We start from the raw sequence: 20,153 nt of genomic DNA, 5'->3' as shown, positions 1-20,153 counted from the left end.
ATACAAAATCAACCCTCACCCCTTTTGGTTGCTTATTTCGTTTCGACTTGGGAAAATTGCTCAAGCTCCTCCGGGAGCTTTTTCTTTGCTCTTTTATTACTTTAAAATTTAAGCTTAAAGAACAAAGCATCAATTTATTTTACATGTCCAATTCCAAAGCCCATGTCTTCAATTTTATAAAGATGATTATGATCATGCATTAGTAAATGTCTAAGCATTATATTCGGAGTATACTTTTCGTATTCAGAATGAATAGCTTCTTTATTCCAATCTTTATCAGTTAAAGACAAAGCAAAATCAATTGTTTGTTGTCTTACTTTAAAAAAATCTTCAACCGTCTTTTCTAAATTTAAATTGAGATAATAATTTGAATGAAAGTTACTTCCTGACAAAGAAGTAAATGCAGGTTTTTCCTTTTCTTTAAAATCTACTAACCTTTTTTGAAACCCCTGTAAATCAGACATTGCAACATGAGTTGCATGTTCGTGAATAGTCCACTTACCACTCACTATTTCTTTCTTATATAAACCCGAATTTATTTCTGAAATTAATTCATTTAAAATTCTTGGAGTCTCGTTTAAAGCATTCAAGATTGGTTCTATATTTTCATACATAGTATATTATTTGATAAATAATACTTTCCTTTTTTTAGTTAATTATTAAATTACCTAAAATGTCTATTTTCTTAGATGAATTCCTATCACCGAACTTAGCCCTTAATTTGTAAGGATTATTAAAATTTCCTTTTGTAAACGTTATTTTAGCTGTTAACCTACCAACCTTTAAATCATCGGCCAAAACTCCTCCACTTTCATACCTCTCTAATACATTTGTATTTGATATAATTTTATTTCCTTTACTGTCTCCCATTTCTATTGAAAATACAGGAAACACTCTTTGGTCTTTCTGAATTAATCCATCAACTCGTTCCACCACCAAAATGAAAGTATGATTTGAATTTATCTCTTTAGAAGTAACAATTTGCTTCAGTGTTTCATTATATAAATAAACTTTCGAATAATTAATCCCTAAACTTTGTACATTTAAAACTTTATTTTTTTCGATCGAAAAAGGTAATTGATATGAAAACCTTCCCTCACCTTTATTATCCCATATATTAACAAGTACTTTATATTCCTCTTTATTTTTATAAGGTAATGCTGCTTTAAATGCAGCTCTTAACTGAAGCGGAGATAATTTAACTCCATTTTTCAATTTTTCAAGTAAATCAGGTTTTGCTACTAATGTGTCTTTTTCGTTTTTTATAATATGCATTGATAGTCCAGGATAAATCAAACTATCTAATTTCTTCAAACCTTTTACATCATTAAAAACTAAATTCACCCTTTCACCATAAACAAATTGATTTTTTTTAACTAATTTTCCATTAGTAGTAATCTGAACATTTTTACAGGTTATTCCATTTCCCTTTGAATAAGCTCCTGTTTCTAAATCTTTATGCTCGGATTTATTAACATTACAAGACATAAAAAACTCTGCTACCACTAACATAAAAACAATAAACAACTTGTTTTTATTATTTTTCTTCACTACCATTATTTCAATTCGATTTTAGTATTAATGCGCTCAAATATAATTTTTTTAAGCTTTCAAAAAACAATTTAATAGAACTGTTTATACTGCTTAACGTGTCTTTTTCACAAAAAAAGACTTTTTTATCTCATTAATTGTGACTTAGCCAAAAAACATGTGTCATAATTAATGAAAACGAAAAAATATTTTCGAATTCCATTAAACGAATTATTTAACATGACATGATATATTTTGGTTCATAATAAACAATAAGTGAAACATAAAGTAAATCTCTAACATATAAATCGAGTTCCCTAAAAAGAAACATTTATAAAATTTATGAACCAATTTCTATCATGGAAAGAGAAATCTCAACTCTGGTAAAGATTTCTACGTTAACCAATTTTGAATCCTTACACTATCTTACTTATACGACACAAAGGGTTTTGAAATTAATTTAGAAGCATAAAAAACATAACCCTAAAAAAGAAGAACACCCTTCTCTAATAGGCTAAATATATTTTTATTTACCTAAAAACTGGTCGATTCACTGACCTTGACAAACCACTAAACTAGTTCCTTATGAAGCAGTAAGTTTAGTGGTTTTTTAATTTTACATCAATCTGCAATCTCCAAATTTTATCTCAGACAACTAAGGGTTATCCCTAGTATGCTTTTAAGGGAAACTAGGTATTGTCGATTTAAACACATTAACATAACCTTGTAACATACAGTAACTTACACTACCCCAAAACGTACACTGTGTTAATACAGTCCTATACCCCAGTTACTCTTATCAAATTAAAAAATGTTGAACTTGAAGTTTTTAATTAAAAGCTAAATACAACAAGCATAAAGGGAGCTCTGCAAAGAGTATGGCAAAATTAAAGTTGTTTCGAGCCCAAAAAGCAAATCGAAACAATATTACATAAACCTAAAACCCTTTACAACATGAAACATTTTTTCTAGTCAATCTACACGAAAGTAGCTATCAAAGTATCTTTTAGTCTTTCACAGCAAATTAACAGACCATTCAACCAAACTTACATTGAGTCTAAACGACTGAACTATAGAAACTATACCTATTCTATATTTTAATTTAAAACAAAAATCAATGAAAACAATGGTATACGCTAAGTATTTCTTGGCACTTTCAATTTGTTTCTCAACATTGTCACTAACCGGACAAGAGAGAAATCTCAATTTAAAGAGTTCTATCAAAAAAATCAACACCATCATAGACACTGACGGCGATGGCATTCCAAATAATGAAGATTTAGATGATGATAATGACGGTATTCTAGACACTACCGAATGTACAACAAATGGATTCCCCCAAACCGAACTGGTTTTAAATGGCAACTTTAACGAAAATTATGTTGACCCTGAAAATTCTGGTACTCCATATACGACTCCGAGTAGAAATTTTGCCCCATATCCCTGGGTTAAAGGGGGTACTCCCGATTTGTCTACAAATGATGTTATCGCTTTTAATTCAAATCATATCGACAGAAAAAACCTTCCTGGTTTCGGATCTTCACCTGCTGGTGGTTCTTTTATGGGGTTTCGTGGTGAGGAATATATTACTCAGGCTATTGAAATACCTGATGTCACCATCCCTATTAACTTACAATTTTATTATACTGAATATACTGTTCCAAATTCCACCCCAAGCACAAACCCTGTTAACGCCGAAATCTACATCAATGGGCAACCTCCAACAAGTCCCACTGATGGAGATCTTTTGTATGACATCCCTAACATTCCTCTAACAAGTTCAGGGAATTGGGAGTTAAGAGAATTAACTTTTATTCCTGCCGATTACGGTTTAACAAACGGAACCAACTACATTATAATTGGTGCCAACCGAAGGATAAATGCAAACTATTTTCGATGGGCTTTTGTGGATAACTTCAGAACTATTTTTAGCCCATGTCCAGATTCAGACAATGACGGACTCACAGACGAAATAGACACAGACTCTGATAATGATGGCTGTCCTGATGCCACAGAAGCTGCAAATGCAATTAATACAACCGAAACTTTAACAGGAGGTAGTAATGAAGGAAGTTCAGAAAATCTTGGTATTAGTGTTAATCAAAATGGCATCCCCACTGTTTCTGGTTCTCCTCAGGATACTACAACAGCGGTAACAGATGCCACTACAACAAGTTCATGCGACTCTTGCAGTAATGCTACCTCAAATTCAGTCACAGTAAACGGAACTATTTTAGAACTTGGTCTAAATGCAACTGGCGTAAACTTTACCAAAGATATTAGTCAAAATTATGGACTTCCCGCAGGAAGTGTTATCATAACAGGAGAAAACGCATACACCAACAACAATAGGCAATTGGTTGTTTCTGAAAACGAGAGCACAACTTTTACCATAAGTGGAAACCTACCTACAACTGCTATTTTGAGACACTTTAGAAGGTTAAATGCTGGAGTGGAAGATTCAGTTATTTCCAATGATAACTACAACTTAACCTCACAAATTGATAATGAAATAATCAACGGAACTGATGGAAACAGATATTTTGTAAGTAATACTAGCTCTAATGGGATATCAAATAGTTCAGGAGCATTTGTTTGGGAAAGTGATGATGCAATAACCAATCCATTTACTTTCGCTACAACTGGTCCTAATTTAAATTCTGCATACAATTTTACTTTAAACATAATATGCTGTGATTCAACAGTTTCTAATCTCCCAGATACTGATGGTGATGGTATTGCCAATACCTGCGATTTAGACGACGATAACGATGGTATTTTAGATAGCATAGAGAAATCAGGTGATTCCAACAGAGATACTGATAACGATGGAATCCCTAATCATTTAGATACTGATTCTGATAATGATGGATGTCCTGATGCCATGGAAGGAGCCAATATGATCAACACCACAGACAGTTTAAATGGAGGTAGTAACGGAGGTAGTTCAGAAAATCTTGGTATTATGGTAGACAGCGATGGTATTCCTACTATTCTTGGAGCTCCTCAAGACACTACAAATGCTGTTACTGACTCGAACATAAATAGTTCATGTGCCCCTTGTAGTAATGCAACAAATGACTCAGTGACAGTTAACGGAACTGTTTTAGAACTTGGAAGTAATGCAAATGGCGTGAACTTTACTCATGATATCAGTCAAAACTATGGTCTTCCACAAGGAAGTGTTATCGTAAATGGTGAAAATATCTATACTAACGGTAATCGACAATTAGTTGTTTCTGAAGATCAAAGTAGCACTTTCACAATCACTGGAAACTTACCGACAACTGCTACATTGAGGCATTTTAGAAGATTAAGTGCTGGTGTAGAAGATTCTGTCATTTCTGACGACAACTATATTTTAACTTCTCAAATTGATAATGAAATTGTTAGTGGAACTGATGGAAATAGATACTTTGTTAGAAACACAAGTACAAATGGCGTATCAAATAGTACAGGAGCATTCGTTTGGGAAAGTGACGGTATCATAACAAATCCCTTTACATTTGCCACCACAGGACCTAATTTGAATTCTGCATACAACTTTACTTTAAATATAATATGCTGTGACACTACAGTTTCTAATCTTCCTGATAACGATAACGACGGGATTGCAAATACTTGTGATTTAGATGATGATAATGATGGTATTTTAGACACTATTGAACAGGAAGGAGATTCAAATAGAGATACCGATAACGATGGTATACCTAATCATTTGGACACCGATTCTGATAATGATGGTTGCCCCGATGCTTTAGAAGGAGCCAATAATATTGATCCAACAGACACACTCTCTGGCGGAAGTAATGGTGGTAGCTCTGAAAATCTGGGAACAAATGTTGATGGAGATGGAGTCCCAACCATTTCTGCATCACCACAAAGTACTACAGAAGCAGTTACAAACGCCGATGTAAATGGAGCATGTGATCCATGTAACAACGCAACAACTAATTCCGTAACTGTTAATGGAACTGTTTTGGAACTTGGAAGTAACACTAGCGGAGTAAACTTCACCAAAGATATTAGTCAAAATTACGGACTTCCTGATGGAAGTGTTATCGTAAGTGGTCAAAATACTCACACTAACAATAACGGTCAACTTGTTGTTTCTCAAAATGAAAATTCTACATTTACTATAACTGGAAATCAACCTACAAGAGCCATACTAAGACACTTTAGAAGACTTGGTGCAAATGTAGATGATTCGGTAATTTCTAATGATAATTACACTTTAACTTCACAAATTGACAATGAAATTATTAGTGGTACGGACGGTAATCGCTATTTCGTTCGAAACACAACCTCAAATGATATTTCAAATAGTAATGGAGCTTTTATTTGGGAAAGTAATAGCACAATTACAAGTTCATTTACTTTTGAAACTACTGGGCCAACCCTAAATTCAGCTTACAACTTCATACTTATTACATGCGAAGATGATTTGGTAAATCGTGAAAGTAATATCCACCAAGCGGAACACCAAATATTACCTCCAGAAGCAAAAGATGGAAATAACATTATGTTATACCCGAACCCTGCATCTAACAAACTAATGATTGACGGCTTAAAAAGCAAAGCAACCATTAGGGTTTTAAACTTAAACGGAGATAATGTATTAACGATAGAGAAGTTTAATAACCAAAAACAAATAAATATTGAAAGATTGCCAAAAGGTATTTACATAGTTAAAATTGAAAACTCTAATTTTTCAGAACAAAGAAAACTGATTATTTTATAATCCGTTGAAAGAGAAAAAATTTTAATAGAGCGGGATTTACCTCCCGCTCTTATTATTTCCCACCACAAAACAATCAATAGTAAAGAACTTAATAATCTATTTACTTCCGCTACTCACTCAACTATACTTTTTATCGCTTTATCGATTAAGACATACCACTAAACTAATTTGTAAAAACAAACTCATTCAGTCTTTTATATTTGAAGTGAATAAAAATTTCATACCCCCCCGAATTTTTATAGCCCCTTAAATATGGGCTCCAAAATGGAGCTCTTTTCCCTTATACAATAGTTTCGTTTCTTCAAATTCACTCTTATACACTTTCAAAAATTGATAACTACTATATGCATACACACTTAGATTTCGTTAAAAACCTCGATTTATAAAACCTTGGCTATATCCTCGCATTAAGGTAATTCATCAGTAAGACTTATTCTTCTCATAAACTTTTGTTCAAACTTCATTAACATTGTTTACCCGTTTGTTAAATATTTTTACAAAGTAGTAGTAGGTAAATGGATTTTAGTCCATGTCAATTTTGCATTAAGCTATATTCAATTAAACTGACCTCCTTTTTAAAAAGGAGGTTTTTTAAAAACTAAAGAAAAAACAACTTAATCAATCAAAACCAACCACTTAACCACAAAAAACGGTAATTAATCTAAATTCGAATATTTAAGGCTTTTATATAAATTATCTTTAACATGAGTTTAAAAACTTATTTCATTGTTTAGTTAGTTTGATTAGAAATACTCTTTAGTGATAAAGAGTATTTTTCTATTTATAAATTAATTCCAACAAACTTACCATCAATACAAACAACACATTAACTCATGGTTATCTTCAACATTACCAGTAAAAACCATTAGTATACAACTAGGGATTTTACCAATTGTAAGATCCTATTACATGTTTTAAATTGCAATAAGTTTGGAATCAAAATTTTCGGACAGCTTAATATTTCAAGGGGAAAATTCCTACTCCTCATTCGAGTAGGAATTTTTATAAATATTTCGAAAATCAACTAACCTACAACAAACCGAATTATCCCCTTATATAACTTTTGTAATTAGCTCCTTCGGGAGCTTTTTTCATTTTATTTACCTTTTTTGTGACTTTTTAAAAACAAAAGTGTCATAATAGTAGTAGTATAGTTTAGTAGTAGATTTTTTTATAAAATCATTTCACAAAAAAGATTCTCCATGGAGAATCTTTTTTTGTTCATAACTTCATGTATTATTTCTTTTTTTATTATATCCAATAGAAAAAAGAAAACTCATGGTTTTCTTCATTACAGACAAGTAAAAACCCTAATTAAAATTAGTAAAATTACTTATTGCAGGAATAAATCTTTTTTATGACTTTTGCACTACTATTTAGCTTATAAATTTGTAAGAAGGGTTTTTTAAGTGTATAGTGGAGGGAGCTTTACTTCAAAGCTCCCTATTTGCCCTTACTTTTTCTCTTTTATCTTATAATGTTTACTCTTTATATTCCATAATAACATAGAAAAATTGAAAATCAGAAAAATGAGATAATGAAACTACTCCTGACCTCTTTATTTCGGCAGAATAAAAATCAACATTCATCTTCCTTATTTTATCAGTTGCATCTACAATTGCTTTATTCATATCAATTGCATTATAAACATATCCAATAACTTGATTCTCTTCTAAAGTTAACAAGTTCTTTAAATCATCATCTCCCTCAGTTACATCAATGATAGGAATTCTTTTCGTTCCACTACCCGTTTGAAATTGGATATAATCAATATTACTTGGATAGGCTATCATTTTTTGAACGGTATATGAAAAATAACCTGGTTGATTTATTGGTTCTCCGACTACTAAATACATAGGCGGATAAATAGTTGCCGCAGAAACTTGAATCTGAACTCTATTTATTCCTTCTTCTCTCCCCTTTGCTACGAGTAAAACTTTATCATCCTCTCCTACTCTAAAGGCCTCTACCTCAATAGGGAAAATTATATGGTTGTTCATATTAAAACTTTCTTTATCTTTTTAATTATAAAAACAAATATCTCTATAAGTCTTTCCTTTTATTAAAAAAATGTTATGAAGAAAGAATCTTTGCCGCTAAACGTATGTAATTGCGGTATAACCGCCTACAAACTTTTCATATGAACACATTCTTGGTCTTACCATTTATTTTTTCATTTTTACTAGTATTTTAATTGTTTGGTATGATTATTGTTTTAACACCACTTTAACAATTAATACTTTTACTATGAGAAATCATCTACTATTATCTAAAACTATTTTGTGGGAGTAATTGCTTGTGAAAAAGAGAAAAAGAATCTAAAAAACTGAAGTGCTACTTCAGTTTTTTTCATTTTTCAACAGATAGCAAGGCTCTTTAATCCTTTTTTCGTATTTTAAGGCATCTAATATTGAAAAGCCTGAAAACACCTTAGTCAAAGTTGGAACTTCAATAAAATGAAATATTTAACTAATTTCTTTGAAAGAAAAACTAAATAAAGTACTTTCGGGCTTTTAAACACTACATTTACCTAAATAATTAAGAATGAAAAAAATAGTACTTTTAGCCCTCATAGGAGGTATTATGCTTTCATGTAAGAAAGAAGAGCCTGTAAAAGACTATCTAATTTTATCTGGAACCGTTGATAATTTCAAAAAACGAGATATTAAATTAGAAGGTTTTGAATTTGAAAAAAAAGTCCCTTTTAACAAAAAAACAAAAACATTTGTTGATACTCTTAGGATAGAAAGAGATGGGTACTACAAACTAACCATTAATAAAAGAAAGTTTGATGTTTATTTAACAAAAACTGATGATCTTAAACTTCTTTTAGATTACAAAAACCCAGATGCGATAAAATTCGAGGGTGTTAATGGTGTAACTGGAAGTTATTTCATTAAAAAGAAAAACTTATTTGCTGAGCAAATTATTAATTTAAGAGAACTATTAGGTAAGGAAGAACCTGATTTTCTTTCAACTCTAGACACGTACAAAAACGCTCTTACTGATTTAGCAATTAACAGTAAATTGCCAGAAGCATTTTTAAAGAAAGAAATAAAGAATATAGAATATGAATATTTAAGAGATTTATACTTCTATCCAACTTATTACCCTGCTTTAAGTGGAAATGAAGACTTTGTACCTTCAGAGAATTTTCCTTCTGTAACAGATAAGATCAACTTTAATGAAGGAGAAGATTACAAAGATTTCGATTTTTACCAAAAAATTGTTCAGGACGAAATCCAAAGATTAGCCGACGAAAGAGCCACCGAAGATGCCGATGTTGCACTTACTTACTTAGAAACTGTTCAAACAGAGGTTACTGATAGTATTGTAAAGAACGACTTATTGTTTGAAAAGGGTCAGAAAGGTATTACATATGCTGAAGACTTAGAAGGTTATTATAATAAATACATGTCTTTCTCTACTAATAAAGCTCACAAAGACAGAATCTCTGAAATCTATAATTCTTTAAAGTTAACAGCAAAAGGGATGCCTTGTCCTAAGTTTGAAAACTATGAAAATATTGATGGAGAAGCTACTTCATTAGATGAATTATTAGGTAGTGGAAAATATTTATATATTGATGTATGGGCTACTTGGTGTAGCTTCTGTAAGCGTGAAACTCCACTTTTAAAAAGACTTGAATTACAATATCACGATCAGAATATTGAATTTGTAAGTATTAGTGTTGACAATATTAACGCTAAAGACAAATGGAAAGAAACTATTCAACAAAAAGAAATGGGAGGAGTTCAGTTATTTGCTGACAAATCTTTCGGTTCTGACTTTATTAAAAAGTTCGCAATTAAAGGACTACCAAGATTTATCATGGTTGATCCAGAAGGAAATATAATCAGTCCAAATGCACCTAGACCTTCAGACGGTGAAAAACTAATAAACATGCTTGAAGAGCTTGGAATTAGTATTTAGTAAAAACATACCTTATATATTACATAAAAAAATCCGCAGTATTGCGGATTTTTTTATGCCTTTATTCTATGAGTATTTATATATTCAAACTCTATTTAGTAAAGAAATTAACTAACTCCTTCCAATTAAAAACGATTATCTCCATCTAAAATATTTCCTAGGCCACCTAAAACACTTCCTTCACCTCTTTCACCTCCCGATTGAGGAGCCATCGAAAGAACACGCCCTGCCAATCTACTAAATGGTAATGATTGAATATATACGGTTCCTGGACCTCTTAAACTAGCAAAGAACAATCCTTCACCTCCAAAAATAGTATTCTTAATTCCTCCCACGAACTCAACATCATAATCCACATCTTGAGTAAAACCTACAATACAACCCGTATCGACTTTTAAAACTTCACCTGGCTTTAAAACTTTCTTTGCCATAGTACCCCCAGCATGAATAAAGCCCATTCCATCACCTTCCATTTTTTGCATAATAAACCCCTCTCCTCCAAAAAGTCCTCTTCCTAATTTTTTCGAAAACTCAATACCAATAGACACTCCTTTAGCTGCGCATAGAAAAGCATCCTTTTGACAAATAAACTTTCCTCCGAATTCAGTCAAATCAATTGGAACAATTTTCCCAGGATAAGGAGAAGCAAAAGACACCTGTTTTTTTCCATGCCCTATATTCGTAAAAACCGTCATAAACAAACTTTCCCCTGTTAAAATTCTCTTTCCCGCAGAAAATATTTTTCCAAGTAAGCCTTTCTCTTGATTCGATCCGTCACCCAAAATGGTATTCATTTTAATATCAGAATCCATCATCATAAAACTTCCACTTTCCGCAACAACTCCTTCTTCTGGATCCAATTCAATTTCTACATATTGCATTTCTTCACCATATATTCGGTAATCAATTTCGTGTGCATTCATAATAATTAGTTTTATTGGTTAGACGCTTTTATAATTTATTTGTTACGATTTTAATTTCAAACTCCATTCATATTCAAATTTTGAAACAGATATACCTTCCTCATTAATACCTTCAGACCGAACAACAACAGTTTGCCCTTCCCCAGTCTCTATGGCTCTTTCTATTGCTTCACTTATAAGTTGACCATCATTACATTCAAAACGTATTTTACCTACCGCCTTCTTTAAAAAAACCGCATTCATGTTAGTAACCAGCATAGATATTCTTTTTCCAGAATTACTTATTGATTTCATCACCAAAATTCCTGTAGTGAGCTCTGAAGCCATTCCTTGCACTGCCCAAAACATAGACTTAAACGGGTTTTGATTCGCCCATTTATAACGTACATGTACTACTGAATTCATTTCAGTAATACTAGTTACTCTAACTCCTGTAAAAAAAGCGGCTGGTAATTTAAAAAGTAAAAATGTATTAATTTTTCTCGGTGTAAAATTCATCCTTATTTATATTTACAATATAATTAGCAAAGAAATGTACCGTCTTATCGATAATAAATAACAGTACATTCTTGTTTATTTGTTTCTACTAAAATATGTAAAAAAGCATACATTCTATAATCACAAAGAATAGATCGTTATTTTACTAAGTGATTTCGTACACCTTTTACGTCACACTTTTAATGCAAACATTATTTATTGACTTGCTCTTTACGATTCTCTTATAAAGCAAAACTCTAAGCTTTTGGCAATATTTAACCCTATTTTAAATGCTGTTTTAAAAAATTCCAATCAACTAATCCATCATCGGTAATAAGAAAAAAACAGTAAAAAATTCAGGTTGTTCTAAAAACAGGTACGTACACAAACCGTTCTTAAAACCTTTAAAACATTGAGAAAATGAATTTTAAAACCTCAAAATACTGTTGTACACTTCTAGTTAAAAGACTCATTCAACTCAAAGCTCCAGCACCCAAACAAATGTTAAATTATGTTAAATTTAGTACTATGTATTGCATAATACTATCCAATATCCATATATTTGTATAGTCAAGTATTATATAAATCATATTATCATGCAAAATAACAACGAGAATACAAATGCCTTTCTAATACATATCTCCTCTTTCGCGGGGTATTTATTTCCACTAGGCAGCATTATAACTCCTCTAATTATTTGGCAAACTCTAAAAGAAAAAAGTCCCTATTTAGATCAACAAGGAAAAGAAGCCGTTAACTTTAACATTAGCTTTAGCTTATATATATTTGTTTTAGGCGCTTCATTTTTCTCTTTCCTTTTTGGCAATATCTTCGATATCTTCAATGGTGTAGATATTGATTTCGGTGGACACCATTCATACAACGGACTTTTTGGAATTTTAGGAGTTGCTTCTTTAGTTAGTATTGTTACTCTTATTAAAATAGCTTTAATCATCTTAGCTGCCATGAAAGCCAATAATGGAGAAATTTACAAATATCCATTTACTATAAAATTTATTAAATAACCACTCTAAACCACGCTCAATGAAGATAGAAAACACAAAAGCTCAAATGCGTAAAGGAGTGCTAGAATACTGTATTTTATCCATTCTTAAAAATGGAGATGCCTATACATCAGAAATTCTATCTACCCTAAAAAACGCTGAAATGATAGTGGTCGAGGGAACCATTTACCCATTACTAACTCGTTTAAAAAATGCCGGGTTGTTAAGTTATAGATGGGAAGAATCTACCTCTGGCCCCCCAAGGAAGTATTATGTTTTAACCGAAAACGGACAATTATTCTTAAAAGAATTAGATAAAACATGGAATAACCTAGTGAACGCTGTAAACCAAGTAACAAGTACAAAATCAACTGAAAATGAATAAAACGATCAACATAAATTTAGGTGGATTTTTCTTTCATATAGATGAAATCGCCTACCAAAAACTAAAACGTTATTTAGACGCTATTGGGCGTTCTTTAAGCAACGATCCCCAAGGAAAAGATGAAATCATTTCTGATATTGAAGCTAGAATTAGTGAATTATTGTCTGAAAGAATAACTGATGCTCGTCAAGTTGTAAATGAAAGTGATATAGAAGAAATTATTGCTATCATGGGGCAGCCAGAAGATTATGCTGATGTTGAAGAAGAATACAGTGAAAATAACTCAAACAGCGGGCGTAGAAAAGATCCAACTAAAAAGCTTTTTAGAGATGGTAATGATAAGTTTTTAGGAGGAGTTTGTTCTGGATTGGCACATTATGTGGGTATTGATACTATATGGATTCGTTTAGCTTTTATTATTTTAACTGCTAGTGGATTTTCACCTTTAATATATATTATTTTATGGATTCTTCTTCCTGAAGCCAGAACTACTTCTGAGAAACTTCAAATGGAAGGTGAAGCCGTAAATATTGATAACATTGAAAAAAAAATTCGTAACGAGTTTGAAAACCTATCAACCAAGCTGAAAGATGGTGCTCATGAAATTTCTGACAAGATTTCAAGTGCAGATTATGAAAAACTTAGAGAGCAAACGAAGTCGGGATTTCAAGATTTTATAGACACTTTAGGTAAAATATTACTCGCTGTTTTCAAAGTATTCGGAAAATTCATGGGTGTCATTCTAATTTTTATCGCTGGAGCAACTCTAGTATCACTTTTACTAGGAGTTTTTTCAATAGGGAGTTTAGAAATACTGCAAATTGATGGTGACATTGTTCAGTATCCACCATTTTTCTATGAGTCATCAATGCCTAAATGGTTACTTGCAACATTCTTATTTGTATTAATAGGTATTCCTTTTGTTGTGCTATTTATTTTAGGTTTACGTATCCTTTCTCCAAATATTAAGAAGTTAAATACTTCTGCTGTTTTAACGCTATTAGGTATTTGGTTAGTTGCTTTATTAGGTGTTGGTTTTTCGGCTATCGAATTTACAACATCAAGAGCTCATAACGGAACCAATGTTGAAAAACACAGCCTTACATATGACACTGAAAAGCCTTTAAAAATCAGAGTTGTAAACGACGAGAATATCTACTATCAATCTAGGCTTCGTAATAGAGATAACTATGTAAATGTTACCGTTGATGATGTTGAAATGAAGTATTCAAATGATATAAACATTGACGTAGAGAAAAGTGAAACGGGTAATGCGTATATAGAAATCAAAAAAACTTCAGAAGGAAGAAAACGCGGTATCGCTAATAAAAATGCAGAAAAAATAAAATACAATTTTAAATCGAATAATAACGTAATTGTTTTTGATGCTTACTTTCTAAATGATTATAAGAATATGTGGAAAGATGAAGAAGTAAAAGCGACACTTTACCTTCCTGAAGGCTCATCAGTATATTTTGAAAGATCATCTCGAGACTTCTTATATAGCATCGATAACACTGAAGACATTTATGATCGTGATATGGTAAATCATCATTTTAATATGACGTCAAAGGGACTTGAGTGTACTGATTGCGAAAAAACAAACAACAACTCTGAAGATGAAGAAAACGAGGACGACTCTTTTGAAAACGAAAATGAAGATATGGAAGATGTAAGTTTTTTGTTTGAGAGTACAATTAATGATTTCAAGGCGGAACTTGTTGTGACTGAAGAAACCACTAGAAATGAACTTAAAAAATTAGCTCGTTGGTTTAAAAACCGAAAAAATATTGATATCGATTTTTCTAAATCTACCTTTTTCGATAATGGAAAAATAAAAACATATAAAATTGAAGTTGACTGTAATGATGGTTTTAACGGAAAAAGTACTTCAAAAAATACTGTTATTGGAATTGGAAAACACGGTTTTATAAGAAACTATGATGAAAATGGTGAAAGCTACGCCTTTAAAATTTGGTAGTTAACCATATACAACAAAACCTTATAATTATACTAGAAATTCAATACAACTATAAAATACATCATCATCAAGTGACGTATTTTACCCCTCACATATTGTGAGTAAACTATTAAAAACTATGGACTCAATTTTCGACTTCTTTTTTAAAGGTAACTTCTTTATGAAATTACTTATGTTATTGTACGCTCTTTTTGTATCATGGTTTACCAATGGACAGGTACATGAAATTCCAGATTTTCAACCTAAAAACCAGCAGTTATTTGAAGAGATTTTGGTAATGGATGCTACTTTTTTCAATGCATATAACAACTGCGACCTTGAAACACAAACGAAAATTTTAAGTAATGATATTGAGTTTTTTCATGATAACACTGGACTGTCAACTTCTAAAGAAGACATCTTAAACGCTATCAAAAAAAATATTTGTAATAAAGTTACCCGAACTTTAATTAAAGGTAGTATTGAGGTATATCCCATTCATAATTATGGAGCCGTCGAAATTGGGTATCATACGTTTTTTAATAGTCAAGAACCAAACGCAAAATCAATTCCGAGTAAATTCATTACAATTTGGAAAAAAAACGAAGATCAATGGCATATCACCAAAGTCATTAGTTTACACTAAAAAAATGGCGCGAACTACTAAACAATGAGAAACCTAACACTATTTTTATTAAGTTTAATATCAATTTCCTGTAAACAAGAAAGCCTTACCAAATTTGATTCTTTCGTAAAAAGGACTGATAGTCTATTAACCATAAAGGAAAAGAAAGAAGATTTTATGGGCAGCTTATATATCAATTCTAATAACAAAATATATGAGAAATCAATCGGTTTCGAAGATGTTGATTTGAATAAAAAAATAAACTCAGATACTAAATATAATATAGGATCGATTTCTAAAACATATACAGCTGTTCTTATTATGAAGGCTATAGAAGAAAAAAAATTACAATTAAATGGAACGATCCAGCAATATTTTCCAGTATTGAAAAATGCTGAAAAAATCACGATAAAACATCTTTTACAACACAGAAGTGGAGTACACAATTTTACAAGAGATGAAGTTTTCTGGAAAACTCGAACCCAAAACATTTCTTCGGAAAAAATACTTTCGAGAATAAACAAATACAATAACGATTTTGAACCTGGTAGCAAAACTGAATACAGTAATTCAAATTACTTTCTTCTCTCTATGATTTTAGAAAGAGTATATGAAACTTCCTACGAAGACTTATTACAACACAAAATCTGCTCTCCTCTTAATTTAAAAAACACCTATGCTGAGAGAAACACAAACAAGTATTGTCATTCATATACTTACAAGGATAAGTGGATAAAATTTAATCCCACTAGCTTATCTATTGGAACCGGTTCAGGATCTATTATATCTACTATAAAAGAAACCAATTATTTCCTAGAGTCACTTTTAAAAGGAAAAGTGGTCACTAAGAACTCTTTGAACGAAATGAAAACAATTAAAAACCAATATGGCTTGGGGCTTATTGAATATACTATAAACAACAGAAAAGGTTATGGTCATAGAGGACATATTGATGAATTCAGATCTACAGCAATTTATTTTCCGAACGAAAACTTAAGTTTTACAATGATTTCAAATGGTTCTAAGGAGGATATGAATATTTTGTATCAAAAAATCTTTAAGTTATATTTCAATGATACTACCATTAAGGTTGATTCCGAAAAAATTAAACATTTCGTAGGAACATATAAATCAACAAAAAACGAAACAGATCCTACAGTTTTTATAAACGAAAACAACTCATTGGTTCTTGTTATAAAAAATGAATTTAAGGAACCATTAATCTATAAAGGAAATAATCAGTTTATTTTCGAACAATTGTATGCTGAAAATATAAAATTCACTTTCACTGACAATGGCCAGGAACTCTTATTCGAGCAAGGGACTTTTCAAGGTGAATACGTAAAAGATGAATAAAAAATAAATTAACTATGACTACAACAATTAAAACATTCCTTTTACTACTTTCTAGCCTGTTCTTGCAAAATATTGTGTCTGCACAAAGTATTTCTAACGAAGTTCTCATGGCTATTAAGAATGAAAACACCGAAACTTTAAATGAACTCGTTTCAGATAACCAGCTAAACGAATGCTATGAAGTTCGAGGCAGTTCGTACAACTTTCTGGCTATTTCCATTAAAATGAAATCTATTGAATCTTTAAAATATTTCGTAACAAGAAAAGCCAACTTAGAAGGAGAATGTACAGGTAAAACACCGCTGATGTACGCTGTAAAATACGGCCAGTTAAGTGCCGTAAAATACTTAGTAGAAAATGGGGCTAATCTGAAAACCACCAATAATGGAAGAACAGCTTTAGATTATGCTGAAAAATATAAACAAGAAGAAATAGAAAACTATTTAAACAGTTATAAGAATTAAAAAAATGTTAGGAATTATAAATAATTAAAAAATTTCTTAACAAGAAAACATTAGTACGTTGATAGCTAACTTCAAATAAAACGTACTAATACTTGGTTTTATTAGTTAAAAGCCGAAGCATATATGCTTTGGCTTTTTTATGGTTTTTTCTAAAAATTCATTTTTACTAATATTGAGTGACAGGATATAATTTTTGCATTACTTTGCAAAAGGATAAAAAGCTATCAATGAAAACAAAAAACTTACTTCTAAGTATTTTAACTTTAATAGGCTTTATTACGGCTATAGGTTTATTTATAGATATTATGGCTCCAGATGGAGCTCTATACGCTTCTATAGCCAAAACCATGTATTTAAATAATGATTTTGTTAACCTATTTTCATTGGGTAAAGACTGGTTAGATAAACCTCATATGCCTTTTTGGCTAACAGCAATCTCTTTTAAAGTTTTCGGGTTAAACAATTTCGCTTACAAATTCCCAGCTGTTTTAGTATTTGCTTTCGGTATTTGGCTGACCTACAAGTTTACTAAAGAAAACTATAACAAAGAAACAGCACTTATAGCAACAATCATCCTAGCAACATCTCTTCACAGTGTGATTTCTAATTTTGATGTTCGTGCGGAACCTTTTTTAACTGCTTTCATTATTGCTTCGGTATATTATTTTGATAGATACATTAAAAACAAAAAATTAAAGCATTTGCTTTTAGGTTGTTTATTTGCTGGTTTTTCTTTAATGACTAAAGGTGTTTTTACGTTAATTCCAATTATAGCAGCACTTGCAGGTGAGCTTATTGTAAAAAGAAATTGGAAGCAATTATTCTCTCCTATTTGGCTAATTGCATTTGTTATTATTCTTATTGTAACACTTCCTGAACTTTATACCTTATACCTCCAATTTGATCTTCATCCGGAAAAATTGGTTTTTGAAAAAAACAATGTATCTGGACTTAAATTCTTCTTTTGGGATAGTCAATTCGGTCGTTTTTTTAACACGGGCCCCATTGTAAATCATAATGGAAGTATCTTCTTTTTCCTGCACACACTTTTATGGGCATTTCTTCCATGGTCGATATTATTTTATTTGGCAACCTTTTTTAAAGTTAAACGCAACCTAAAAAAAACTAATAGAAATGAAGAATTCTATTCGGTTTTTGCAGCATTAACAGCTATAATTGTATTCTCTGTAAGTAAATTTCAATTAGCACACTACACCAATATTATTTTCCCTTTTATGGCTATTATCACTGCTGATTTTATTTATAAACTGAAGGAAAGTTATCAAACTAAGCAAAAACTATACACGATAATACAGACCATAGTTTCGGTACTAACTATTCTTTTAATTCCTGTGCTTTTTTACTTAATGATTGACGAAATCAGTTATCTATTCATTGTCATAACAATTGTAATTATTTTTTTACTTTTTATGACTGTGAAAAACAAAGAGCGAAATAAAGTAGATACCCTTTTTATTATAAGCTCATTATCATTTATGTTCGTATACACTTTTTTAATCACGAACTTCTACCCCACTCTTCTGAAATATCAAGGAGGTGTTTATGCTGCAAGACAGAACAATCAATCAAACTCAGATATTCATATATTTGTGGAAGATGCAGCTGATTTCGGATTTGAATTTTACACTGCAAAAAACGTTAATAGAATTCGTTTAGAAAATGTCGCATCCTTTAAAGATAAAACATTTTATGTGAGCGATAACTTTTTACAACATTTAAACAGTAACAAAGTGAGCTATTATATAGATCAAGATTTTGATAATTTTAGAATAACTAGGTTGAACCTAAAATTTGCTAATAAAAATACAAGAAAAAGTATATTAAATAAAACACATATTATTACTCTGAAATGAAAGCAAAAACCTTAACAACGATAACATTTTTATTTTTCACTTTCATTACATGGTCTCAATTACCAAAAGGATTTTCTTATATCAGAGATATTGCGCCTAGTATTCAGAGAGAATTACGTTATTGCAATCACAACAATTTTGTAGGGACTCCGATTGACGGATATTTTGATGATGTGCTCATCACGTCTACATTAACTGCAAAAGCTCTTAAAAAAGTTCAAAACGAACTTGTTAAAAAAGGATACTCGTTAAAAATTTTTGATGCTTACAGACCACAACAAGCTGTCAATCACTTTGTTCGTTGGGCTAGAGTTATGAACGACACGTTAATGAAATCAGAATACTATCCAAAAATCAATAAAAGACATTTGTTTAAGCTGGGCTATATTGCTTCAAAATCAGGACATTCGAGAGGAAGCTCCGTCGATTTAACTATGGTCGATCTAAAAACAAATGAAGAATTAGATATGGGGAGTCCATTCGATTTCTTCGGAAAATCCTCGCACATCGCTTTTGAAAAACTTACTCCTCAACAGAAAAAAAACCGTTCCATTTTACAAAAAACAATGGTAAAACATGGTTTTAGACCTTATAAAAACGAGTGGTGGCATTTTACTTTGAGAAATGAACCTTTCCCAAAAACCTTCTTTAATTTTCCAATTAAATAAAGTGCCATTGTATATGAGCAATTATTCTTGAGTAACTATCTAAACCATATTATTCCAGATAAAACTACTTCAAAATCAGAGATAACAAATTATTTTCGATTTTCTATTAATAGCGCTAAACCAAAAGCAAGAAAATGTCATATTTAGCTGTGGTTCTTATGTATAAATTCAGGTTAAAAGCGTAAAACAGAAGTACTAAACTTCATAAATAAC

15 protein-coding genes are annotated in these 20,153 nt (G+C 31.2%); 10 read left to right on the top strand and 5 right to left on the bottom strand.

Annotation, left to right across the window (positions count from 1 at the left end; translation table 11 throughout):
* Positions 1-134 precede the first annotated feature (134 nt).
* On the bottom strand, positions 135-614 hold the full coding sequence (locus BLW23_RS00585) for a DinB family protein (protein WP_093667313.1): 480 nt from the start codon (positions 612-614) through the stop codon (positions 135-137).
* Between the two features lie 34 nt (positions 615-648).
* Positions 649-1,557 (bottom strand): hypothetical protein, encoded by a 909-nt coding sequence (locus BLW23_RS00580; protein ID WP_255362695.1) that lies wholly within the window; start codon positions 1,555-1,557, stop codon positions 649-651.
* A gap of 1,090 nt (positions 1,558-2,647) precedes the next feature.
* On the opposite strand from BLW23_RS00580, the gene BLW23_RS00575 reads away from it, so the two are divergent.
* On the top strand, positions 2,648-6,271 hold the full coding sequence (locus tag BLW23_RS00575) for a T9SS type A sorting domain-containing protein (protein ID WP_093667312.1): 3,624 nt from the start codon (positions 2,648-2,650) through the stop codon (positions 6,269-6,271).
* A gap of 1,481 nt (positions 6,272-7,752) precedes the next feature.
* Here BLW23_RS00575 and BLW23_RS00570 read toward each other — a convergent pair.
* Positions 7,753-8,271 (bottom strand): hypothetical protein, encoded by a 519-nt coding sequence (locus BLW23_RS00570; RefSeq protein WP_093667311.1) that lies wholly within the window; start codon positions 8,269-8,271, stop codon positions 7,753-7,755.
* 544 nt (positions 8,272-8,815) lie between these two features.
* Between BLW23_RS00570 and BLW23_RS00565 the strand changes: the two genes are divergently transcribed.
* A complete protein-coding gene (locus BLW23_RS00565) occupies positions 8,816-10,204 on the top strand; it encodes a TlpA family protein disulfide reductase (protein ID WP_093667310.1) in 1,389 nt (462 codons plus the stop codon).
* A gap of 125 nt (positions 10,205-10,329) precedes the next feature.
* On the opposite strand, the gene BLW23_RS00560 is transcribed toward BLW23_RS00565, so the two are convergent.
* Both BLW23_RS00560 and BLW23_RS00555 read right to left on the bottom strand, forming a co-directional pair.
* A complete protein-coding gene (locus BLW23_RS00560) occupies positions 10,330-11,127 on the bottom strand; it encodes a TIGR00266 family protein (RefSeq protein WP_093667309.1) in 798 nt (265 codons plus the stop codon).
* A 42-nt stretch (positions 11,128-11,169) separates the two neighbouring features.
* The gene (locus tag BLW23_RS00555; protein WP_093667308.1) at positions 11,170-11,625 is read right to left on the bottom strand and encodes a DUF4442 domain-containing protein; all 456 of its coding nucleotides are present in this window, start codon (positions 11,623-11,625) and stop codon (positions 11,170-11,172) included.
* 575 nt (positions 11,626-12,200) lie between these two features.
* Here BLW23_RS00555 and BLW23_RS00550 point away from each other — a divergent pair.
* From BLW23_RS00550 to BLW23_RS00515, 8 genes are all read left to right on the top strand, one after another.
* On the top strand, positions 12,201-12,629 hold the full coding sequence (locus tag BLW23_RS00550) for a DUF4870 domain-containing protein (RefSeq protein WP_093667307.1): 429 nt from the start codon (positions 12,201-12,203) through the stop codon (positions 12,627-12,629).
* A gap of 19 nt (positions 12,630-12,648) precedes the next feature.
* Positions 12,649-12,993, top strand: coding sequence for a PadR family transcriptional regulator (locus BLW23_RS00545; RefSeq protein ID WP_093667306.1), 345 nt, complete (start codon positions 12,649-12,651; stop codon positions 12,991-12,993).
* Complete coding sequence (locus BLW23_RS00540) at positions 12,986-14,974, top strand: PspC domain-containing protein (RefSeq protein ID WP_093667305.1); 1,989 nt, start codon at positions 12,986-12,988, stop codon at positions 14,972-14,974. Before BLW23_RS00545 ends, BLW23_RS00540 begins: the two co-directional genes overlap by 8 nt.
* 118 nt (positions 14,975-15,092) lie before the next feature.
* A complete protein-coding gene (locus BLW23_RS00535) occupies positions 15,093-15,599 on the top strand; it encodes a nuclear transport factor 2 family protein (protein ID WP_255362694.1) in 507 nt (168 codons plus the stop codon).
* A gap of 24 nt (positions 15,600-15,623) precedes the next feature.
* A complete protein-coding gene (locus tag BLW23_RS00530; protein WP_093667304.1) occupies positions 15,624-16,934 on the top strand; it encodes a serine hydrolase domain-containing protein in 1,311 nt (436 codons plus the stop codon).
* Between the two features lie 14 nt (positions 16,935-16,948).
* Entirely contained in the window at positions 16,949-17,398 is a 450-nt protein-coding gene (locus BLW23_RS00525; RefSeq protein WP_093667303.1) for an ankyrin repeat domain-containing protein, read from the top strand.
* Between the two features lie 227 nt (positions 17,399-17,625).
* Entirely contained in the window at positions 17,626-19,272 is a 1,647-nt protein-coding gene (locus BLW23_RS00520; protein WP_093667302.1) for an ArnT family glycosyltransferase, read from the top strand.
* Positions 19,269-19,940: a M15 family metallopeptidase gene (locus BLW23_RS00515; protein WP_093667301.1), complete on the top strand. Its 672-nt coding sequence runs from the start codon at positions 19,269-19,271 to the stop codon at positions 19,938-19,940. Before BLW23_RS00520 ends, BLW23_RS00515 begins: the two co-directional genes overlap by 4 nt.
* Positions 19,941-20,153: the final 213 nt, after the last annotated feature.

This window comes from Tenacibaculum sp. MAR_2009_124, assembly GCF_900105455.1.
GTDB lineage: Bacteria > Bacteroidota > Bacteroidia > Flavobacteriales > Flavobacteriaceae > Polaribacter.
This window is presented reverse-complemented; position numbering and strand designations above follow the sequence as displayed.